Raw genomic sequence first — 16,366 nt, 5'->3', positions numbered from 1 at the left:
AATGGATGATTGCCAATGAGCCTTCACTGTATATAATCCCAGTCACTGTATAAAAAAACAGAGCGATCACCATGTTAAAACTGACGCCACGCCAAGCAGAGATCCTGGCCTTCATCAAGCGATGCCTGGATGACAACGGATACCCGCCCACCCGTGCCGAGATCGCACAGGAACTGGGCTTCAAGTCCCCGAACGCCGCCGAAGAGCATCTCAAGGCTTTGGCCCGCAAGGGCGCCATCGAGATGACCCCCGGTGCGTCCCGCGGCATTCGCATCCCGGGCTTTGAGGCCAAGGCCGACGAGTCCACACTGCCCATCATCGGTCGCGTCGCAGCTGGCGCCCCGATCCTGGCACAAGAGCACGTCGAAGAGTCCTGCAACATCAACCCGACCTTCTTCCACCCCCGGGCGGACTACCTGCTGCGGGTGCAAGGCATGAGCATGAAAGACGTCGGCATATTTGATGGCGACCTTTTAGCCGTTCATACCTGCCGCGAAGCACGTAACGGTCAGATCGTCGTGGCGCGTATCGACGACGAAGTGACTGTAAAACGCTTCAAACGAGAAGGCAGCAAAGTCTGGCTTATCGCTGAAAACCCCGATTTCGCGCCCATTGAAGTGAATCTCAAAGAGCAGGAACTGGTAATCGAAGGCCTGAGCGTAGGCGTTATACGTCGCTAATTAGGAGGCGCCATGCAGTTCCCGCACACACCGCTGCCTGCACAACTACCCCTGTTCGAAGTGTTCATGGCGCAACCCATGCCCACCACGATCAAAGAAGTGCTTGAAACACCTTGGAGCGCAGAACCTGAAGTATTCAGCGAACTGTCTTTACGCGGTGCCGCCGAGAACTGCCTGAACCTGCTGGCGCCCATGCTGCGCGAATTAAGCGAACAGCAACATGCACGCTGGCTGACCCTGATTGCCCCGCCACCGAGCCTTACCCAAAGCTGGCTGCGCGACGCAGGCCTCAACCGAGAGCGTATTTTGCTGTTGCAACCCAACGGCAATAAAACCGCGCTACAACTGACCTGCGAAGCCCTACGCCTGGGCCGCAGCCACACTGTAGTGAGCTGGATCAACCCACTGAGCAGTGCCGCGCGCCAACAGCTGATCGGCGCAGCACGCGCAGGTAACGGGCAAAGTCTAAATATTCGCTTGGGATAAACGGCTATTACAACCACAGGGCCAGTGCTGAACGCATTAGCCTTGCTGTGGTAGAGAGCTGTGCGGGGCGCTTAATGAAGAATGCGAGGCCCTTCTTCATCTTGCTCAAGATCGCCTTCGGCCAGGCGGCCGGCCATTTGCACACCCACGCTCAGCATGGCTTTCGCCACTTCTACATGCTGACCCTGAAGAAATGCCTTGGCATCCTCAGAGAAGTCCAGCGTCACCAAAGACCCTTCGTCTTCAGCCCGGCGCAGTTCGATACGGCCGTCTGGTAATTCGACAATTTCTAGAAAGGACGTTGGCATAAAAAGTTGTTCTCCACGAAAGCGCGAGATTATATCAGTCATCCCTTAAGAATTTTCCAGGATATACGCAGGAATCATTAGAAAGTGATGACTGACTGTACAGTTTTATGCGCGACCGTTAGCACTCATTAAGGCCATCACGAAAACGAATGGCCAACCCTTTCAGGTTTTGCCGCCACTCCTCCAGCGTTTCTTGAGCCAATTGCGGTGAAGCCTCATCTTCAAGATTGACCGCCGCAATCAAGGGCTGAAACACATCGACCTTGATCTTTTTCGGTGCCTGCAACGGCAAGTACAGTGCAGCATGAGTCGCTAACAACTGGGCCAACCAAGTCTGTGGCGCTCGCGCCAGCTCTACCAGCTCAGCCAACTCAGGAATCGCCTTTTCATCCAGCACAGCCTGAGTGAGTATCAGCTCAACCCGTGTCGCATTGGCTTGAGAGAGCCGATAGAACCCGGCAATTTCATGGCTTAGCCCCAGTAAAGCACCGTATAAATGAAAGACAGCCGATTCGCGCTCAGCTTGCAGCAATGCCTGTGCATTCATCGCTCGGCCTTCACCCGCCTTCTTCATGGCTTCAAGTGCCAGACCTGCGAAATAGATTTTCTGATTGGTGCGAGTATAGAGTTCATGAGCCATGCGGGCGCTCCACAACGAAAGGGGTAAAGGCAGTGATGCAGTCTCAGGGATTACAGGCCATTGGAGCAAGCATTTGCTGATAGCCCTGCGTAGCAGCTGCCGCAGGCTGCGTCCGGTCGCGCAGCGATCGTAAACCCGGAGATTTCAGGCTACCTGATACTGCGCAACGACTGATTTTACGACGACTTCGCCGCCGATCGCAGCCTTCGCGCCTCGGCAGCGGCTACAGAATCTGGCCAAAAAAAACCGCGCAAGGCATGCAGCCCTTGCGCGGTTTTTTATTCAGCGGTCAACTCAGATCAAGCGTCTTTGTCTTTACGCTTGTCTTCAACCTTCCAGCTATTACCGTCGTAGAACGCGCGCCAGCCCGTAGGCTTGCCGTCCACTTCAGTCTGTACGTACTGCTCTTTGGTTTTACGGCTGTACCGAATCACTGCGGGACGACCATCAGGGTCTTTCTTGGGCGCCTCACACAGGAAGTGGTACTTGGGATCAATCTCGTCCTTGTGCGGAACAATCTCGATCACCAACGGCGCACGCGTCTCACGGTTTTTCGGAAACTGACTGGCAGCAAGGAACAAGCCTGAGGCACCGTCACGCAAAATATACGTGTCGTTGACCTTCTCGCACTTGAGCTCCGGCATTTTCACCGGGTCCATCTTCGGCGGCGCCGCCTCACCACTTTTCAGCAGTTTTCGAGTGTTCTTACACTCTGGATTGGTGCAACCAAAGAATTTACCGAAACGCCCGGTTTTGAGCTGCATCTCGCTACCGCACTTGTCGCACTCCAGGCTTGGCCCTTCGTAACCCTTGATGCGGTAGTTACCTTCTTCGATTTCGTAGCCTACACAGTCCGGGTTGTTACCGCAGATGTGAAGCTTGTGCTTCTCATCCAGCAAGTAAGCATCCATCGCCGTGCTGCAAATCGGGCAACGGTGCTTGCCCAACAACACCAACGATTCGGACTCGCCTTCATCATCGGCAGCAATCTCATCGCCCGGCACCAGATTGACGGTGGCCTTGCAGCGCTCTTTGGGCGGCAAGCTGTAGCCCGAGCACCCCAGGAATACGCCCGTCGAGGCCGTACGAATCTGCATGGGACGACCGCATTCCTTGCAAGGAATATCGGTCATTACTGGCTGGTTGGCACGCATGCCGCCCTCAGGCGCCGCCGCGACTTCAAGTTTCTTTTTGAAGTTGCCGTAGAACTCGTCCAGTACGTTTTTCCAGTCGCGCTCGCCGTGAGCCACATCGTCGAGGTTCTCTTCCATACCGGCCGTGAAGCCGTAGTCCATCAGGTCAGAGAAGCTTTCGGACAAACGCTCGGTGACGATGTCGCCCATTTTTTCGGAGTAGAAGCGGCGGTTGTGCAACGCCACGTAGCCACGATCCTGAATGGTGCCGATAATCGCGGCATAGGTCGACGGACGACCAATCCCGCGTTTTTCCATCTCTTTCACCAGGCTGGCTTCGGAGTACCGTGCAGGCGGCTTGGTGAAATGCTGGCTCGGATCCAGCTCGATCAGTTTCAGCTTGTCGCCCTGCGCCATGTCGGGCAGAACGTCATCGTCGCCCGGTTTTGCAATTTGCGGCATGACACGGGTGTAACCGTCGAACTTGAGGATGCGACCCTTGGCGCGCAGCTCAAAGTCGCCGGCTGCAACAGTCACAGTGGTCGACAGGTATTTGGCCGGCAGCATCTGGCACGCCACGAACTGGCGCCAGATAAGCTCGTAAAGGCGCTCAGCGTCGCGCTCCATACCCGACAACTTGCTTGGATGCATATTCACATCAGAAGGACGAATCGCTTCGTGAGCCTCTTGTGCGCCTTCCTTGCTGCTGTAGACGTTAGGGGCTGGCGGCAGGTAATCCGCGCCGAATTCACCTTCAATGTACGAACGCGCCATTTCCAGCGCATCAGCCGAAAGGTTGGTGGAGTCCGTACGCATATACGTGATGTAGCCAGCTTCATACAGACGCTGAGCCATCATCATGGTTTTCTTCACCCCGAAGCCCAGACGATTACTCGCGGCCTGTTGCAGAGTGGAGGTGATAAACGGTGCTGAAGGCTTGCTGCTGGTTGGCTTGTCTTCACGCTTGACGATGCTGTAGCTGGAAGCCTTGAGCTTCTCCAGTGCCGCCATCGCCTGGGCTTCGTTCAGTGGCTTGAACGCCTCGCCTTTTTCACGGGCGACGTCGAAACGCACTTTTGCACCCTTGGCGGTGCCGAGGTCTGCATGAATTTCCCAGTATTCTTCGGGGTTGAAGGCGCGGATTTCACGCTCACGCTCAACCACCAGTTTTACCGCGACTGACTGCACGCGACCTGCCGACAGGCCCCGGGCGATTTTCGCCCACAGCAGCGGGGAGACCATGTACCCCACTACGCGATCGAGGAAACGACGCGCTTGCTGGGCATTGACCCGGTTAATATCCAGCTCACCCGGCTTGGAGAAGGCTTCCTGAATCGCCTTCTTGGTGATTTCGTTGAACACCACACGCTTGTAACGGCTGTCATCACCACCAATGGCTTCGCGCAGGTGCCAGGCAATGGCTTCCCCTTCGCGATCCAAGTCGGTTGCGAGATAGATGGTGTCAGCATCCTTGGCGAGCCGGCGCAGCTCTTCAATCACCTTTTCCTTGCCGGGAAGGATCTCGTACTTGGCTTTCCAGCCGTGTTCCGGATCTACACCCATGCGCGAGATCAGCTGTTTCTGAGCCTTCTCTTTGGGCGACAGGGCGGACGCTTCGCCGGCCGCGGCCTTACCACGCTTGGCAGCAGGTTCTTTACTGGCGCTAGCCGAACCGCTGGTGGGCAGGTCTCGGATATGGCCGATACTCGACTTCACCACGTACTCGTTGCCCAAGTACTTGTTGATGGTCTTGGCCTTAGCCGGGGATTCCACAATGACCAGCGATTTGCCCATGGATCAGAAAATTCCTGAATTCTAGAAGTGAAAGGCGGTTCGCGCCTGACGCGGCACCGCTATATATAGTGGCTACAAGGTGAGGTCAAGCGCAGGGTGCTACGCGACTGCGTCTTTAGCCTTGGGGAAAATACTCGGCTCTTCCTGAACAAGGGCGAATCGCGGGACTGTTTTGCCCTCAAACTCCACCGTTTCAAGAAACATGCTCAACGGGCGTACCCAATATCCGAACTCACCATGCAGGGCTTGGTAAAAAACAACCTGCTCTTCGGTTTCAGAGTGGCGCGCCACATTGAACACCCGATAATGCGGACCTTTGTAGTGCTGATAGAGCCCAAGTTGTACCGACATATTGCGCCCCCTCAAAGAAAAAAATTTAAAACGCTTAAAAAACAAAACCGGGGCACATGGCCCCGGCTTCCATCAACACAACGCTTTATACGCGTTCGAAGACGGTGGCAATGCCCTGGCCAAGACCAATGCACATGGTGGACAACCCGAAAGTGCCGCCATTTTGCTTCATTACATTGAGCAAGGTGCCGGAGATACGCGCACCTGAGCATCCAAATGGATGACCCAGAGCGATGGCACCGCCGTGCAGGTTAACCTTCTCATCCATCTTGTCGAGCACTTTCAAATCTTTCAGCACCGGCAGTGCCTGTGCAGCGAAGGCTTCATTAAGCTCAATGAAGTCGATATCGGCCATATTTAAGCCCGCACGCTTCAATGCTTTTTGCGTAGCCGGTACAGGACCATAGCCCATGATAGCTGGATCCACACCAGCCACCGCCATCGAACGAATCACGGCCAACGGCTCAAGACCCAGGTCTTTGGCACGTTGAGCAGACATCACGATCATGCACGAAGCACCATCGGTAATCTGCGACGAAGTGCCCGCTGTCACGGTGCCGCCCTTGGGGTTGAACGCCGGCTTCAACGCAGCCAGGCTTTCAAGGGTAGTTTCCGGACGAATGGTTTCATCATAGTCGAAGACTTTCAGGAAACCGTTTTCGTCATACCCTTGCATCGGGATGATTTCGTCTTTGAATTTGCCTTCAATCGTTGCCTTATGGGCCAACTGATGAGAACGCACACCAAAAGCATCCTGTTGTTCGCGGGTGATGCCATGCATCTTGCCCAGCATTTCAGCGGTCAGGCCCATCATGCCCGAGGCTTTGGCCGCATACAGCGACATGTGCGGGTTAGGATCAACGCCGTGCATCATGCTCACGTGGCCCATATGCTCGACGCCGCCTACGACGAAAACGTCACCGTTGCCGGTCATGATCGCTTGCGCAGCCGTGTGCAAGGCGCTCATCGACGAGCCGCACAGGCGGCTAACGGTTTGCGCAGCCGAGGTGTGCGGGATCTGGGTCATCAATGACGCCATGCGCGCGATGTTCCAGCCCTGCTCCAGGGTCTGGTTCACACAGCCCCAGATCACATCTTCGACTTCTTTAGGGTCGACCTTGTTATTGCGCTCCAGCACTTTGCTGATCAGGTGCGCAGACATGTCTTCAGCACGGGTGTTGCGGTGCATGCCACCCTTGGAGCGGCCCATCGGGGTGCGACCGAAGTCGACAATCACCACGTCTCTAGGATTCAAGCTCATAATTTCACTCTCACTCTAATAGGGCGCTTAACCGAAGAAGCTCTGACCGTTCTTGGCCATTTCACGCAGCTTCGCAGTCGGGTGGTACAGCGCGCCCAATTCAGCGTACTGGTCGGCCAGGGCCACGAACTCTGCAACACCGATCGAGTCGATGTAGCGCAGCGCGCCGCCACGGAACAGCGGGAAGCCAATGCCGTAGACCAGGCCCATATCGGCCTCGGCTGCGGTTTCAACGATGCCGTCTTCCAGGCAGCGCACGGTTTCCAGACACAGCGGGATCATCATCCAGTTAATGATGTCTTCGTCGGTCACCTCGCGCTGCTCGTAGACAATAGGCTTGAGCACTTCAAGCACGCTGGAATCAACGACTTTCTTCTGCTTGCCGCGCTTGTCTTCTTCGTAGGCGTAGAAGCCCTTGCCGTTTTTCTGACCCAGGCGCTTGGCGTCGTACAGCGCATCAATCGCCGAACGGCGATCATCTTTCATGCGGTCCGGGAAACCCTCAGCCATCACGTCACGACCGTGGTGGCCGGTGTCGATACCGACCACGTCCATCAGGTAGGCCGGGCCCATCGGCCAGCCGAATTTCTCCATGACTTTATCGATGCGCACAAAGTCGACACCGGCGCTGACCAGCTTGGCAAAACCGCCAAAGTATGGAAACAGCACACGGTTGACCAAAAAGCCCGGACAGTCGTTGACCACGATCGGGTTTTTGCCCATTTTCTTGGCATAAGCAACGGTGGTTGCAACCGCCAGATCGCTCGACTTCTCGCCACGAATCACTTCAACCAACGGCATCATGTGCACCGGGTTGAAGAAGTGCATGCCCACGAAGTTTTCCGGACGCTTGAGGGCTTTGGCCAACAGGCTGATGGAAATGGTCGAGGTGTTGGACGCCAGAATCGCATCTTCGCGCACGTGGTTTTCGACTTCAGCCAAGACGGCCTGCTTGACCTTCGGATTCTCGACAACCGCTTCGACCACCAGGTCGACGTTGCCGAAATCGCCGTAAGACAGCGTAGGACGAATCCCGTTAAGTACTTCAGCCATTTTCGCCGGGGTCATGCGACCTTTATCAACGCGGCCCACCAGCAATTTGGCAGCTTCAGCCAGCCCTTGCTCGATACCGTGCTCGTTGATGTCTTTCATCAGGATCGGCGTGCCTTTGGAAGCCGACTGATAGGCAATACCGCCGCCCATGATGCCGGCGCCGAGAACGGCAGCCTGCTTCACGTCTTTGGCGATTTTGTCGTAGATCTTGGCTTTTTTCTTCAGTTCCTGATCGTTCAGGAACAGCCCGATCAAACACTGCGAAGCCGAGGTCTTGGCCAGTTTGGCGAAACCGGCGGCTTCTACTTCCAGCGCCTTGTCACGACCGAAGTTCGCGGCTTTCTGGATAGTCTTGATCGCTTCAACCGGCGCCGGATAGTTCGGGCCCGCTTGGCCGGCCACGAAACCCTTGGCCGTTTCAAACGCCATCATTTGCTCAATGGCGTTCAGCTTGAGTTTTTCAAGCTTCGGCTGGCGCTTAGCTTTGTAGTCCAACTCGCCACTGATAGCGCGCTTGATCAGATCGAGTGCGGCAGTGCCCAGCTTGTCAGCTGACACCACAGCATCAACAGCGCTCACTTTCAGCGCGTCTTCGGCGCGGTTTTCTTTACCGGAGGCAATCCACTCAACGGCATTATCAACACCGATCAAGCGGGGTAGACGGACGGTGCCGCCAAAACCCGGGTAAATGCCCAGTTTGACTTCAGGCAGGCCGATTTTGGCGCTGTCGGCCATGACCCGGAAGTCCGCAGCCAGGCACATTTCCAGACCGCCGCCCAACGCGATGCCGTTGATGGCAGCCACAGTCGGAACATTGAGGTCTTCGAAATCACTGAAGATTTTGTTGGCTTCGAGGTTGCCAGCAATCAGCTCGGCATCCGGCAACTTGAAGTTTTCGACGAATTCGGTGATGTCGGCACCGACGATAAATACGTCTTTGCCACTGGAAACGATGACGCCCTTGATCGAGGCGTCTGCCTTGATCGCATCTACCGCCTGACGCAATTCGTTCAGGGTTAGACGGTTGAACTTGTTGACGGACTCACCCTTGAGGTCGAACTTCAGTTCGACGATGCCACTTTCAAGAGCCGTAACCGTGATGGCTTTACCTTCGTAAATCATCAACTGATCTCCAGGATATGGAAGCTGAACAGTACACGTCGCACGCCTGCGTCTGGCCGTCACTGACCTTTGGGCCAATACAGATTCCAATCCGCCAGGCACACCCGCCAACGCGATAATCGGGCTGATGCGAGCTTCGCCTTACAGGACAAACACTCGATTCATACGCCCGTTTGATTTGGGTGTCGACACCTTCAGGGAAAAGCCAACGATTGTCAATTGCCCAAACCAACGATGATAAAACGACTGGTCGGTCGCAATTTGTTGCTGACGAGGCACGAAGGCTACGATCGGCGGCAAAGCCGTCGTAAATGCAAGGACGCCTCAGTATCTGACACGTCGCGCAACCTGAATATCAAGGTCTTAGCGCCGGGCTCATCGCAGCTTTCGTGCCTCGACTGCGACTACCAGTGCTGCGTACTCAGGCTAATGCCTTGAGCACCTCATCAATGGCCAGTAGCACTTCAGATTCGCCTTTCTCCCCCCAATACAACGCGATCATCTGTGAGGTTGCTTCGATTTTGTACACGCTAGCCGGCAACTTTCTGAATTGCGTTAGCAAACGTTCATCCACGCACGCCTCACGCCACTGATTGACCCATATTCCGGGAGATGATTGCCAATAGCACCACTCATCTGGCTTAGTACTGCGCCGCGGTCGAACAAACTGGGCACAGGAACCCGGCGGCTCAGGCTCTAGCCAATGAGGCCATTGCTGTTTTGCCAGCTGCATGGATAGCCCCATGCGCCGGGCCTCCATGCGCAACGCCATACGACCGCTCTGACGGCGCGAAGGCCGCAACCAGGCCAGAGGGCTCAAAACCAGCGCCAGGATTGACACCACTATCCATACCGTCATATCTGTACTCTTAATTACCCGTTAACGAATTCGCTGACTTGAACCCTGCCCCTTCAAAAAGGGCCATACTCAAAACCATTGCCATTTACAGGAGCGTTTCACATGCCTTCCACGCTAAAGCCCTACACACATATTTTAGTCGCCGTCGACCTGACTGAAGAATGTGACCCGGTGATCTATCGCGCCAGCGCAAGTGCCAAGGCTAACGGCGCCAAGTTGTCACTGATACACATCGTTGAGCCGATGGCGATGGCATTTGGGGGCGACGTGCCGATGGATCTGTCGCAGTTGCAGCAACAACAGTTTGACCAGGCCACAGAGCGCCTTGAACGGCTGGCGGACTTTTACCCGCACCTCCACATCACCGGACCCGATAAAAATTGCTATCTAACATTCGGCCAGCCGCGGCAGGAAATTCATGGTTTCGCCATTAAAGAAAAATGCGACCTGATCGTCGTTGGCAGTCATGGCCGACACGGTCTTGCACTGCTGCTGGGCTCTACGGCAAATGACGTATTGCATGGCGCACCCTGTGATGTGCTGGCAGTCAGCCTGAAAAAAACAGATGACTGATACAGTCTGGCTGTAACAACAAAAAAGCCCGGCCTTTTCGTGTGAAAGGCCGGGCTTTTTCAGTTCAGCAGACGGTCAATCAGGCATCCAGCTCAGCCCAACGCTCCACCAATTGCTCAAGCTCAGCTTGCAGTTTCTCAAGCTTGGCAATCACTTCAGCTGTTTGCGCCGCAGGACGCTGGTAGAAGCCTGCGTCAGCCATTTCGGCTTCAACAGCAGCAATCGCCTGCTCTTTAGCGTCGATCTCACTTGGCAACGATTCCAGCTCACGCTGTAACTTGTAGCTCAGTTTCTTTTTAGCGGCCGGAGCCGGTTGAGCTGCCGCCGGAGCCGCTGCTGGCGTGACCACCGCAGAGTTCAAGTCAGCTTTGCCAGACTTGCTCTCGGTCACACCCAATAGACGCGGCGAACCGCCCTGACGCAACCAGTCCTGATAACCACCCACGTATTCACGCACCTTGCCTTCCCCTTCGAAGACCAGGGTGCTGGTGACGACGTTGTCGAGGAATGCCCGGTCGTGACTGACCATCAGCACAGTGCCCTGGAACGTCAGCAGGACTTCTTCAAGCAGCTCCAGCGTTTCAACGTCGAGGTCGTTGGTGGGCTCATCGAGCACCAACAAGTTGGCCGGTTTGCTGAACAGTTTGGCCAGCAACAAACGCGCACGCTCACCACCTGACAGCGCCTTGACGGGCGTGCGGGCACGCTGAGGGCTGAACAGGAAGTCACCCAAGTAGCTGAGGACATGTCGGCTCTGACCGTCGATATCGATAAAGTCACGGCCTTCGGCCACGTTATCGATCACTGTTTTTTCCAGATCCAGCTGATGACGCAATTGGTCGAAGTACGCCACGTCAATGCGCGTGCCCTCTTCCACTTTGCCTTCAGTCGGTTGCAGACCACCCAGCATCAACTTCAACAGCGTGGTTTTGCCGGTACCGTTGGCACCCAGCAGACCAATACGGTCGCCACGTTGCAACACCATCGAGAAGTCCTTGATCAGGAACGGACCACCCGGATGCGCGAAGCTGACGTTTTCCAGCACCATCACTTGCTTGCCCGACTTGTCAGCCGTGTCCAGCAGGATATTGGCTTTACCAGTACGCTCGCGACGCTCGCTGCGCTCAACACGCAATGCTTTCAAGGCACGCACGCGGCCTTCGTTACGGGTACGACGGGCCTTGATGCCCTGACGAATCCACACTTCTTCCTGAGCCAGACGCTTGTCGAACAAGGCATTGGCGGTCTCTTCAGCAGCCAACGTGGCTTCTTTGTGCACCAGGAAACTGGCGTAGTCGCCATTCCAGTCAATCAGGCCGCCCCGATCCAGTTCCAGAATCCGAGTCGCCAGGTTCTGCAAGAAGGAACGGTCGTGGGTGATAAACAGAACAGCGCCCTGGAAGTCTTTAAGCGCTTCTTCAAGCCAGGCAATCGCACCGATGTCCAAGTGGTTGGTCGGTTCGTCGAGCAGCAGCAGATCTGGTTCAGATACCAACGCTTGCGCCAGCAGGACGCGTCGACGCCAGCCGCCGGACAATTCGGCAAGCGTTTTATCAGCAGGCAATTGCAGACGGCTCAGGGTGCTGTCGACCAATTGCTGCAACCGCCAGCCATCACGGGCTTCAAGGTCTTGCTGAACGTGCATCAGTTTGTCCAGGTCGGCATCGGTCACGATGTTCTGGCTCAAGTGGTGGTACTGAGCCAAAAGCTCACCCACACCGTCCAGACCTTCGGCAACCACATCGAATACCGTCCGCTCGTCGGCTACCGGCAACTCTTGCGGCAGCTCGCCTATTTTGAGGCCGGGTGCGCGCCAGACAGAGCCGTCATCGGGCTTCTGATCACCTTTTACCAGCTTCATCATGCTGGACTTGCCGGTGCCGTTGCGGCCGATGATGCACACCCGCTCTCCACGGGCGATCTGCCAGGACACCTTGTCCAACAACGGCGTAGAGCCGAAAGCAAGGGACACATCGCTGAATTTGAGCAGGGTCATGATCTTCTCCGAAAACTGGGCGCGCATTCTACCTGATTTGAGCCCTTTGGCGGCCGGGTATTTCGTCGACGGTGCTCTTGCCCCCTCATTTAGTGCCAAGTTGCGCCGCCTGGCTTCCAATGCTTTCACGGCGCGCCGGCAAAAGGCTAAGCTACGGCACAATCAGTGCAGGCAGGGTCTGCACTTGTCGCGTTTTCTATTTGTACGGAAGCCCCATGCGCAGTCGCCTTTTCAACTTTTTATCCTGCCTGCTTCTCACCACCTGCGCCGTGCAATCCGCCCATGCCGCAGACCTTACTCAACAACGTCAACTGTACGACGAAGCCAAACGCGCATTAGCCAAAGGTGACTCTGGTCCCTATTTTCAGAATGCCGCCGCCCTTCGCTCGTATCCGCTGACGCCCTACCTGGCTTATGACGAGCTGACAGCGCGCCTCAAATCGGCCGATAACGCCGAAATCGAGCAGTTTCTGGCCGAGCACGGTGATCTGCCGCAAGCCAACTGGATGAAACTGCGCTGGTTGCGCTGGCTGGCAGACCGTGGCGACTGGGCGACTTTCGCCAAGTACTACGATCCGAAACTTAATTTCACAGAGCTGGACTGCCTGAACGGCCAATATGAGTTGCAGCACAACCGCAAGGCTGAGGGCTACGCCAGTGCCGAAAAACTCTGGCTGGTGGGCAAGGCGCAACCTGCCGCGTGTGATGCTCTGTTCAGCCAGTGGGCTGCGGAAGGTCAATTGACCGAACAAAAACGCTGGCAGCGCGTCAAGCTAGCGGCAGAGGCGCGCAATTATGGCTTGGCCACATCCCTGGCCAACGGACTGACCAGCCTTGGCCCACAGGCCAAGTTGATGATTGACGTGGCACAAAAGCCCGACATGCTCAGCCAACCCTCACGCTTCGCCCCGGCCAGCGAGGCCATGTCTGATGCCGTGGGTCTGGGCTTGCGCCGCCTGGCACGGCAGGACCCGGAAAAAGCCGCCTCACTGCTCGACACTTACGCCACCAACATGCATTTTTCACGTGACGAAAAAGTCGCGATTGCCCGTGAAATAGGTCTGACGTTCGCCCGCCGCTATGACAGCCGCGGCCTGGACATCATGACCAAGTACGACCCTGAGCTGCGCGATAACACCGTCACCGAATGGCGTCTACGCCTGTTGCTGCGCCTTGCGCGCTGGCAAGATGCCTATCAGTTAACGCAAAAACTGCCGCAAGACCTGGCCAGCACTAACCGCTGGCGCTATTGGCAGGCCCGAAGCCTTGAGTTGGCCGAGCCAAAAAACCCGCAATCACTCGCGCTGTTCAAAACGGTTGCCAAGGAACGTGATTTTTACGGATTTCTGGCAGCTGATCGCGCCCAGACGCCTTATCAGCTCAACAACAAACCATTGGTACTCAGCCCGCAGCTGATCAATAAAGTGCGCAATACGCCCGGCGTTCAGCGGGCACTGGAGTTTCATGATCGCGGTCAGATCGTCGACGGGCGGCGTGAGTGGTATTACGTCAGTCGCCACTTCAACCGCGATGAAATGGTCGCGCAGGCCAAACTGGCCTACGACCTGAAATGGTACTTCCCGGCCATTCGCACCATCAGCCAAGCGCAATATTGGGATGACCTGGATATACGTTTCCCGATGGCTCACCGCGATACACTGGTGAGAGAAGCCAAGGTTCGGGGGCTTCATTCCAGCTGGGTGTTTGCCATTACCCGGCAGGAAAGTGCGTTTATGGATGACGCACGTTCTGGCGTGGGTGCAAGCGGCTTGATGCAACTGATGCCAGCCACCGCCAAAGAGACCGCGAGAAAATTCAACATTCCGCTGGCCTCCCCGCAGCAGGTGCTTAACCCGGATAAAAACATTCAGCTGGGCGCTGCCTATCTGAGCCAGGTACATGGCCAGTTCAACGGCAACAGGGTGCTGGCTTCCGCCGCTTACAACGCGGGCCCCGGCCGTGTTCGCCAGTGGCTCAGAGGGGCGAACCATTTAGGTTTCGATGTGTGGATTGAAAGCATCCCGTTCGATGAGACCCGCCAATACGTGCAGAACGTGCTCTCATATTCGGTAATCTACGGGCAAAAGCTCAATGTCCCACAGCCCTTGGTGGATTGGCACGAGCGCTTTTTCGACGATCAATGACCTTTAAAATCTGTAGTCGCTGACGAAGGTGGCGATCGAGCACGAAGCGATCGCACACTGGGAAAGCTGTAGGGTTGAGATTCTGCGAAGGCTTTGCCGCCGATCGCAGCCTTCGTTCCTTGTCAGCGGCTCACCCGCTACTCCAGCACTGTCACTGACATTCCAACTTCCAGTACACCATTGCTGTCATTGACCAGATTCTGGCCAAACATTGTGCCGCCCTCTTGCTTGCGATAAGACATCAGGGTCGCCAGCGGTTCACGCTGTTCATCACGCACACCGGTTTGAGGATCAATGGTGGTAAGAATGCAGCGCGAACAGGATTTGACCACTCGAAACTCGACATCGCCAATGCGGATCCGCTTCCAGCCGTCCTCAGCGAACGCCTCACTGCCCTCAATAACCAGATTGGGCCTGAAACGCAGCATCTCCAGCGGCCGGCCCACTCTGCTCGTAATATCATCCAGCGACGCCTGACCAATCAGCAAAAGCGGGTAGCCATCAGCAAACGCCACCTTGTCATCATCTCGCCCGTAACCTGCTTCAGTCGAGCGAGCACGTTGAAGAGGTACATGCACCAGCCGCACCGGCTTATTGATAAAGCGACTCAGCCAGTCGGCAGCCACCCCTCCCGCGTCGGGCACGCGCAGGGTATCGCGCCATATCGTGACGCCGCGCAAGTTGTTTTCAGGCTCCGGCACTTCGACATCTAGGGCTTCAAACCCCTTCGCGCTCAAGGTCAAGCCGCCAGCAGCATTCCACAAAGCCGACAGTTGGCTCATCTGGGGATCTGTTCGCTGCGTCAGAAAACGCCCCGTCGCTTCATCCACCAACATCCAGCGTCGGTCCCCAACCACTCCCAGTTTGTCGAGAGGGGCTTGTCGCAGGTGCTCCCCTTTCGCAGATTTCAGCGGATAACGGTAAAGCGCGCTTAGACGCAGCATGAGTCAACTTCCTGCGGAGTGAAAACCGCCAGATTATAGGAGCCTTGCTGCGATGCAAAGATCAGGCAGATACCGGACGTTACGCAGGAACTTGATCGCGCACCAGACGCTGGCGGACGACATCAACCAATTTATCGGGCTGAAATTTGGACAGGAAATTGTCACAGCCGACTTTCTTCACCATCGACTCGTTGAAACTCCCGGACAATGAGGTGTGCAGCACCACGTAAAGCTCACGCAGGCGCGGGTCATTGCGTATTTCGGTGGTCAAGCGATAGCCATCCATCTCTGGCATCTCGGCATCGGTAAAGATCATCAGCAACTTGTCAGTCATGACGTGCCCGCTATCCGCCCAGGCCTTGAGCATGTTCAACGCCTTGAGCCCATCACTGGCAACATGCATTTTGACACCCAGTTGCGAGAGCGTTTCACGCAACTGGGCCAGTGCAACGCTGGAGTCATCCACCAGCAGCACTTCACGGCCTCGAGCCTGTTCCAGGATCGGATCATCCAGCTTGTCGCGTGAGACTTTGGCGTTGTACGGCACGATTTCAGCGAGCACTTTCTCCACGTCGATTATTTCGACCAAATGCTCATCAACCTTGGTAATTGCGGTCAGGTAGTGTCGGCGTCCGGCACTGCCGGGCGGGGGCAAAATGGCTTCCCAGTTCATATTGATAATACGGTCGACGCCCCCCACCAGAAATGCCTGAACAGAACGGTTGTACTCCGTCACGATAATCGTGCTGTCGGGGCCCGGCACCAATGGCCGCATTCCAATGGCCTGAGAAAGATCAATCACTGGCAGGGTTTTGCCCCGCAAGTTGACCACACCGCAGACATGCGGATGTCGATGGGGCATCAGGGTCAACGTGGGGAGTTGCAAGACCTCTTGCACCTTGAACACGTTGATCGCAAACAACTGGCGACCGGCCAGCCGAAACATAAGCAGTTCCAGTCGGTTTTCACCGACCAGTTGTGTTCGCTGGTCTACCGTGTCGAGAATGCCGGCCATAGATGAC

Annotated in this window: 14 protein-coding genes; 4 read left to right on the top strand and 10 right to left on the bottom strand. The window is 56.0% G+C overall.

Going from position 1 to position 16,366, the window contains the following annotated elements:
* The first annotated feature begins 71 nt into the window (after positions 1-71).
* Both lexA and sulA read left to right on the top strand, forming a co-directional pair.
* Entirely contained in the window at positions 72-680 is a 609-nt protein-coding gene (gene lexA / locus ACI7MX_RS17585) for a transcriptional repressor LexA (protein ID WP_029611310.1), read from the top strand.
* A 12-nt stretch (positions 681-692) separates the two neighbouring features.
* Positions 693-1,166: an SOS-induced cell division inhibitor SulA gene (sulA, locus tag ACI7MX_RS17580; protein WP_314491125.1), complete on the top strand. Its 474-nt coding sequence runs from the start codon at positions 693-695 to the stop codon at positions 1,164-1,166.
* Between the two features lie 71 nt (positions 1,167-1,237).
* Here the strand turns inward: sulA and ACI7MX_RS17575 are convergent, their stop codons facing one another.
* The 7 genes from ACI7MX_RS17575 to ACI7MX_RS17545 all read right to left on the bottom strand — a co-directional run bounded on the left by ACI7MX_RS17575 (position 1,238) and on the right by ACI7MX_RS17545 (position 9,687).
* Complete coding sequence (locus tag ACI7MX_RS17575; protein ID WP_314491128.1) at positions 1,238-1,474, bottom strand: hypothetical protein; 237 nt, start codon at positions 1,472-1,474, stop codon at positions 1,238-1,240.
* Positions 1,475-1,592: 118 nt separating this feature from the next.
* On the bottom strand, positions 1,593-2,114 hold the full coding sequence (locus ACI7MX_RS17570; protein ID WP_405591111.1) for a DUF6586 family protein: 522 nt from the start codon (positions 2,112-2,114) through the stop codon (positions 1,593-1,595).
* Positions 2,115-2,413: 299 nt separating this feature from the next.
* Positions 2,414-5,041, bottom strand: coding sequence for a type I DNA topoisomerase (gene topA / locus ACI7MX_RS17565; protein ID WP_405591108.1), 2,628 nt, complete (start codon positions 5,039-5,041; stop codon positions 2,414-2,416).
* 99 nt (positions 5,042-5,140) lie between these two features.
* Entirely contained in the window at positions 5,141-5,392 is a 252-nt protein-coding gene (locus tag ACI7MX_RS17560; protein ID WP_122784043.1) for a DUF1653 domain-containing protein, read from the bottom strand.
* 85 nt (positions 5,393-5,477) lie between these two features.
* On the bottom strand, positions 5,478-6,653 hold the full coding sequence (fadA, locus tag ACI7MX_RS17555) for an acetyl-CoA C-acyltransferase FadA (protein ID WP_122784042.1): 1,176 nt from the start codon (positions 6,651-6,653) through the stop codon (positions 5,478-5,480).
* 27 nt (positions 6,654-6,680) lie between these two features.
* Positions 6,681-8,828 carry a fatty acid oxidation complex subunit alpha FadB gene (gene fadB, locus ACI7MX_RS17550; RefSeq protein WP_405591104.1) on the bottom strand — a complete coding sequence of 716 codons (2,148 nt, stop codon included), beginning with the start codon at positions 8,826-8,828 and terminating at the stop codon, positions 6,681-6,683.
* A gap of 421 nt (positions 8,829-9,249) precedes the next feature.
* A complete protein-coding gene (locus ACI7MX_RS17545; protein ID WP_314488568.1) occupies positions 9,250-9,687 on the bottom strand; it encodes a hypothetical protein in 438 nt (145 codons plus the stop codon).
* Between the two features lie 102 nt (positions 9,688-9,789).
* On the opposite strand from ACI7MX_RS17545, the gene ACI7MX_RS17540 reads away from it, so the two are divergent.
* On the top strand, positions 9,790-10,260 hold the full coding sequence (locus ACI7MX_RS17540) for a universal stress protein (protein ID WP_314488570.1): 471 nt from the start codon (positions 9,790-9,792) through the stop codon (positions 10,258-10,260).
* A gap of 79 nt (positions 10,261-10,339) precedes the next feature.
* On the opposite strand, the gene ACI7MX_RS17535 is transcribed toward ACI7MX_RS17540, so the two are convergent.
* A complete protein-coding gene (locus ACI7MX_RS17535) occupies positions 10,340-12,256 on the bottom strand; it encodes an ATP-binding cassette domain-containing protein (protein ID WP_405591099.1) in 1,917 nt (638 codons plus the stop codon).
* A gap of 215 nt (positions 12,257-12,471) precedes the next feature.
* On the opposite strand from ACI7MX_RS17535, the gene ACI7MX_RS17530 reads away from it, so the two are divergent.
* Entirely contained in the window at positions 12,472-14,400 is a 1,929-nt protein-coding gene (locus ACI7MX_RS17530; protein WP_314488575.1) for a transglycosylase SLT domain-containing protein, read from the top strand.
* A gap of 137 nt (positions 14,401-14,537) precedes the next feature.
* Here ACI7MX_RS17530 and ACI7MX_RS17525 read toward each other — a convergent pair whose 3' ends face one another.
* Both ACI7MX_RS17525 and ACI7MX_RS17520 read right to left on the bottom strand, forming a co-directional pair.
* Positions 14,538-15,344: an MOSC domain-containing protein gene (locus ACI7MX_RS17525; protein ID WP_405591095.1), complete on the bottom strand. Its 807-nt coding sequence runs from the start codon at positions 15,342-15,344 to the stop codon at positions 14,538-14,540.
* Between the two features lie 79 nt (positions 15,345-15,423).
* Entirely contained in the window at positions 15,424-16,359 is a 936-nt protein-coding gene (locus ACI7MX_RS17520; RefSeq protein WP_405591092.1) for a chemotaxis protein CheV, read from the bottom strand.
* Positions 16,360-16,366 lie beyond the last annotated feature (7 nt).

Source organism: Pseudomonas sp. 2024-210, assembly GCF_045062345.1.
Classification (GTDB): Bacteria; Pseudomonadota; Gammaproteobacteria; order Pseudomonadales; family Pseudomonadaceae; genus Aquipseudomonas.
The sequence above is the reverse complement of the archived record's forward strand: the minus strand, read 5'-3'. Positions and strand labels throughout refer to the sequence as shown.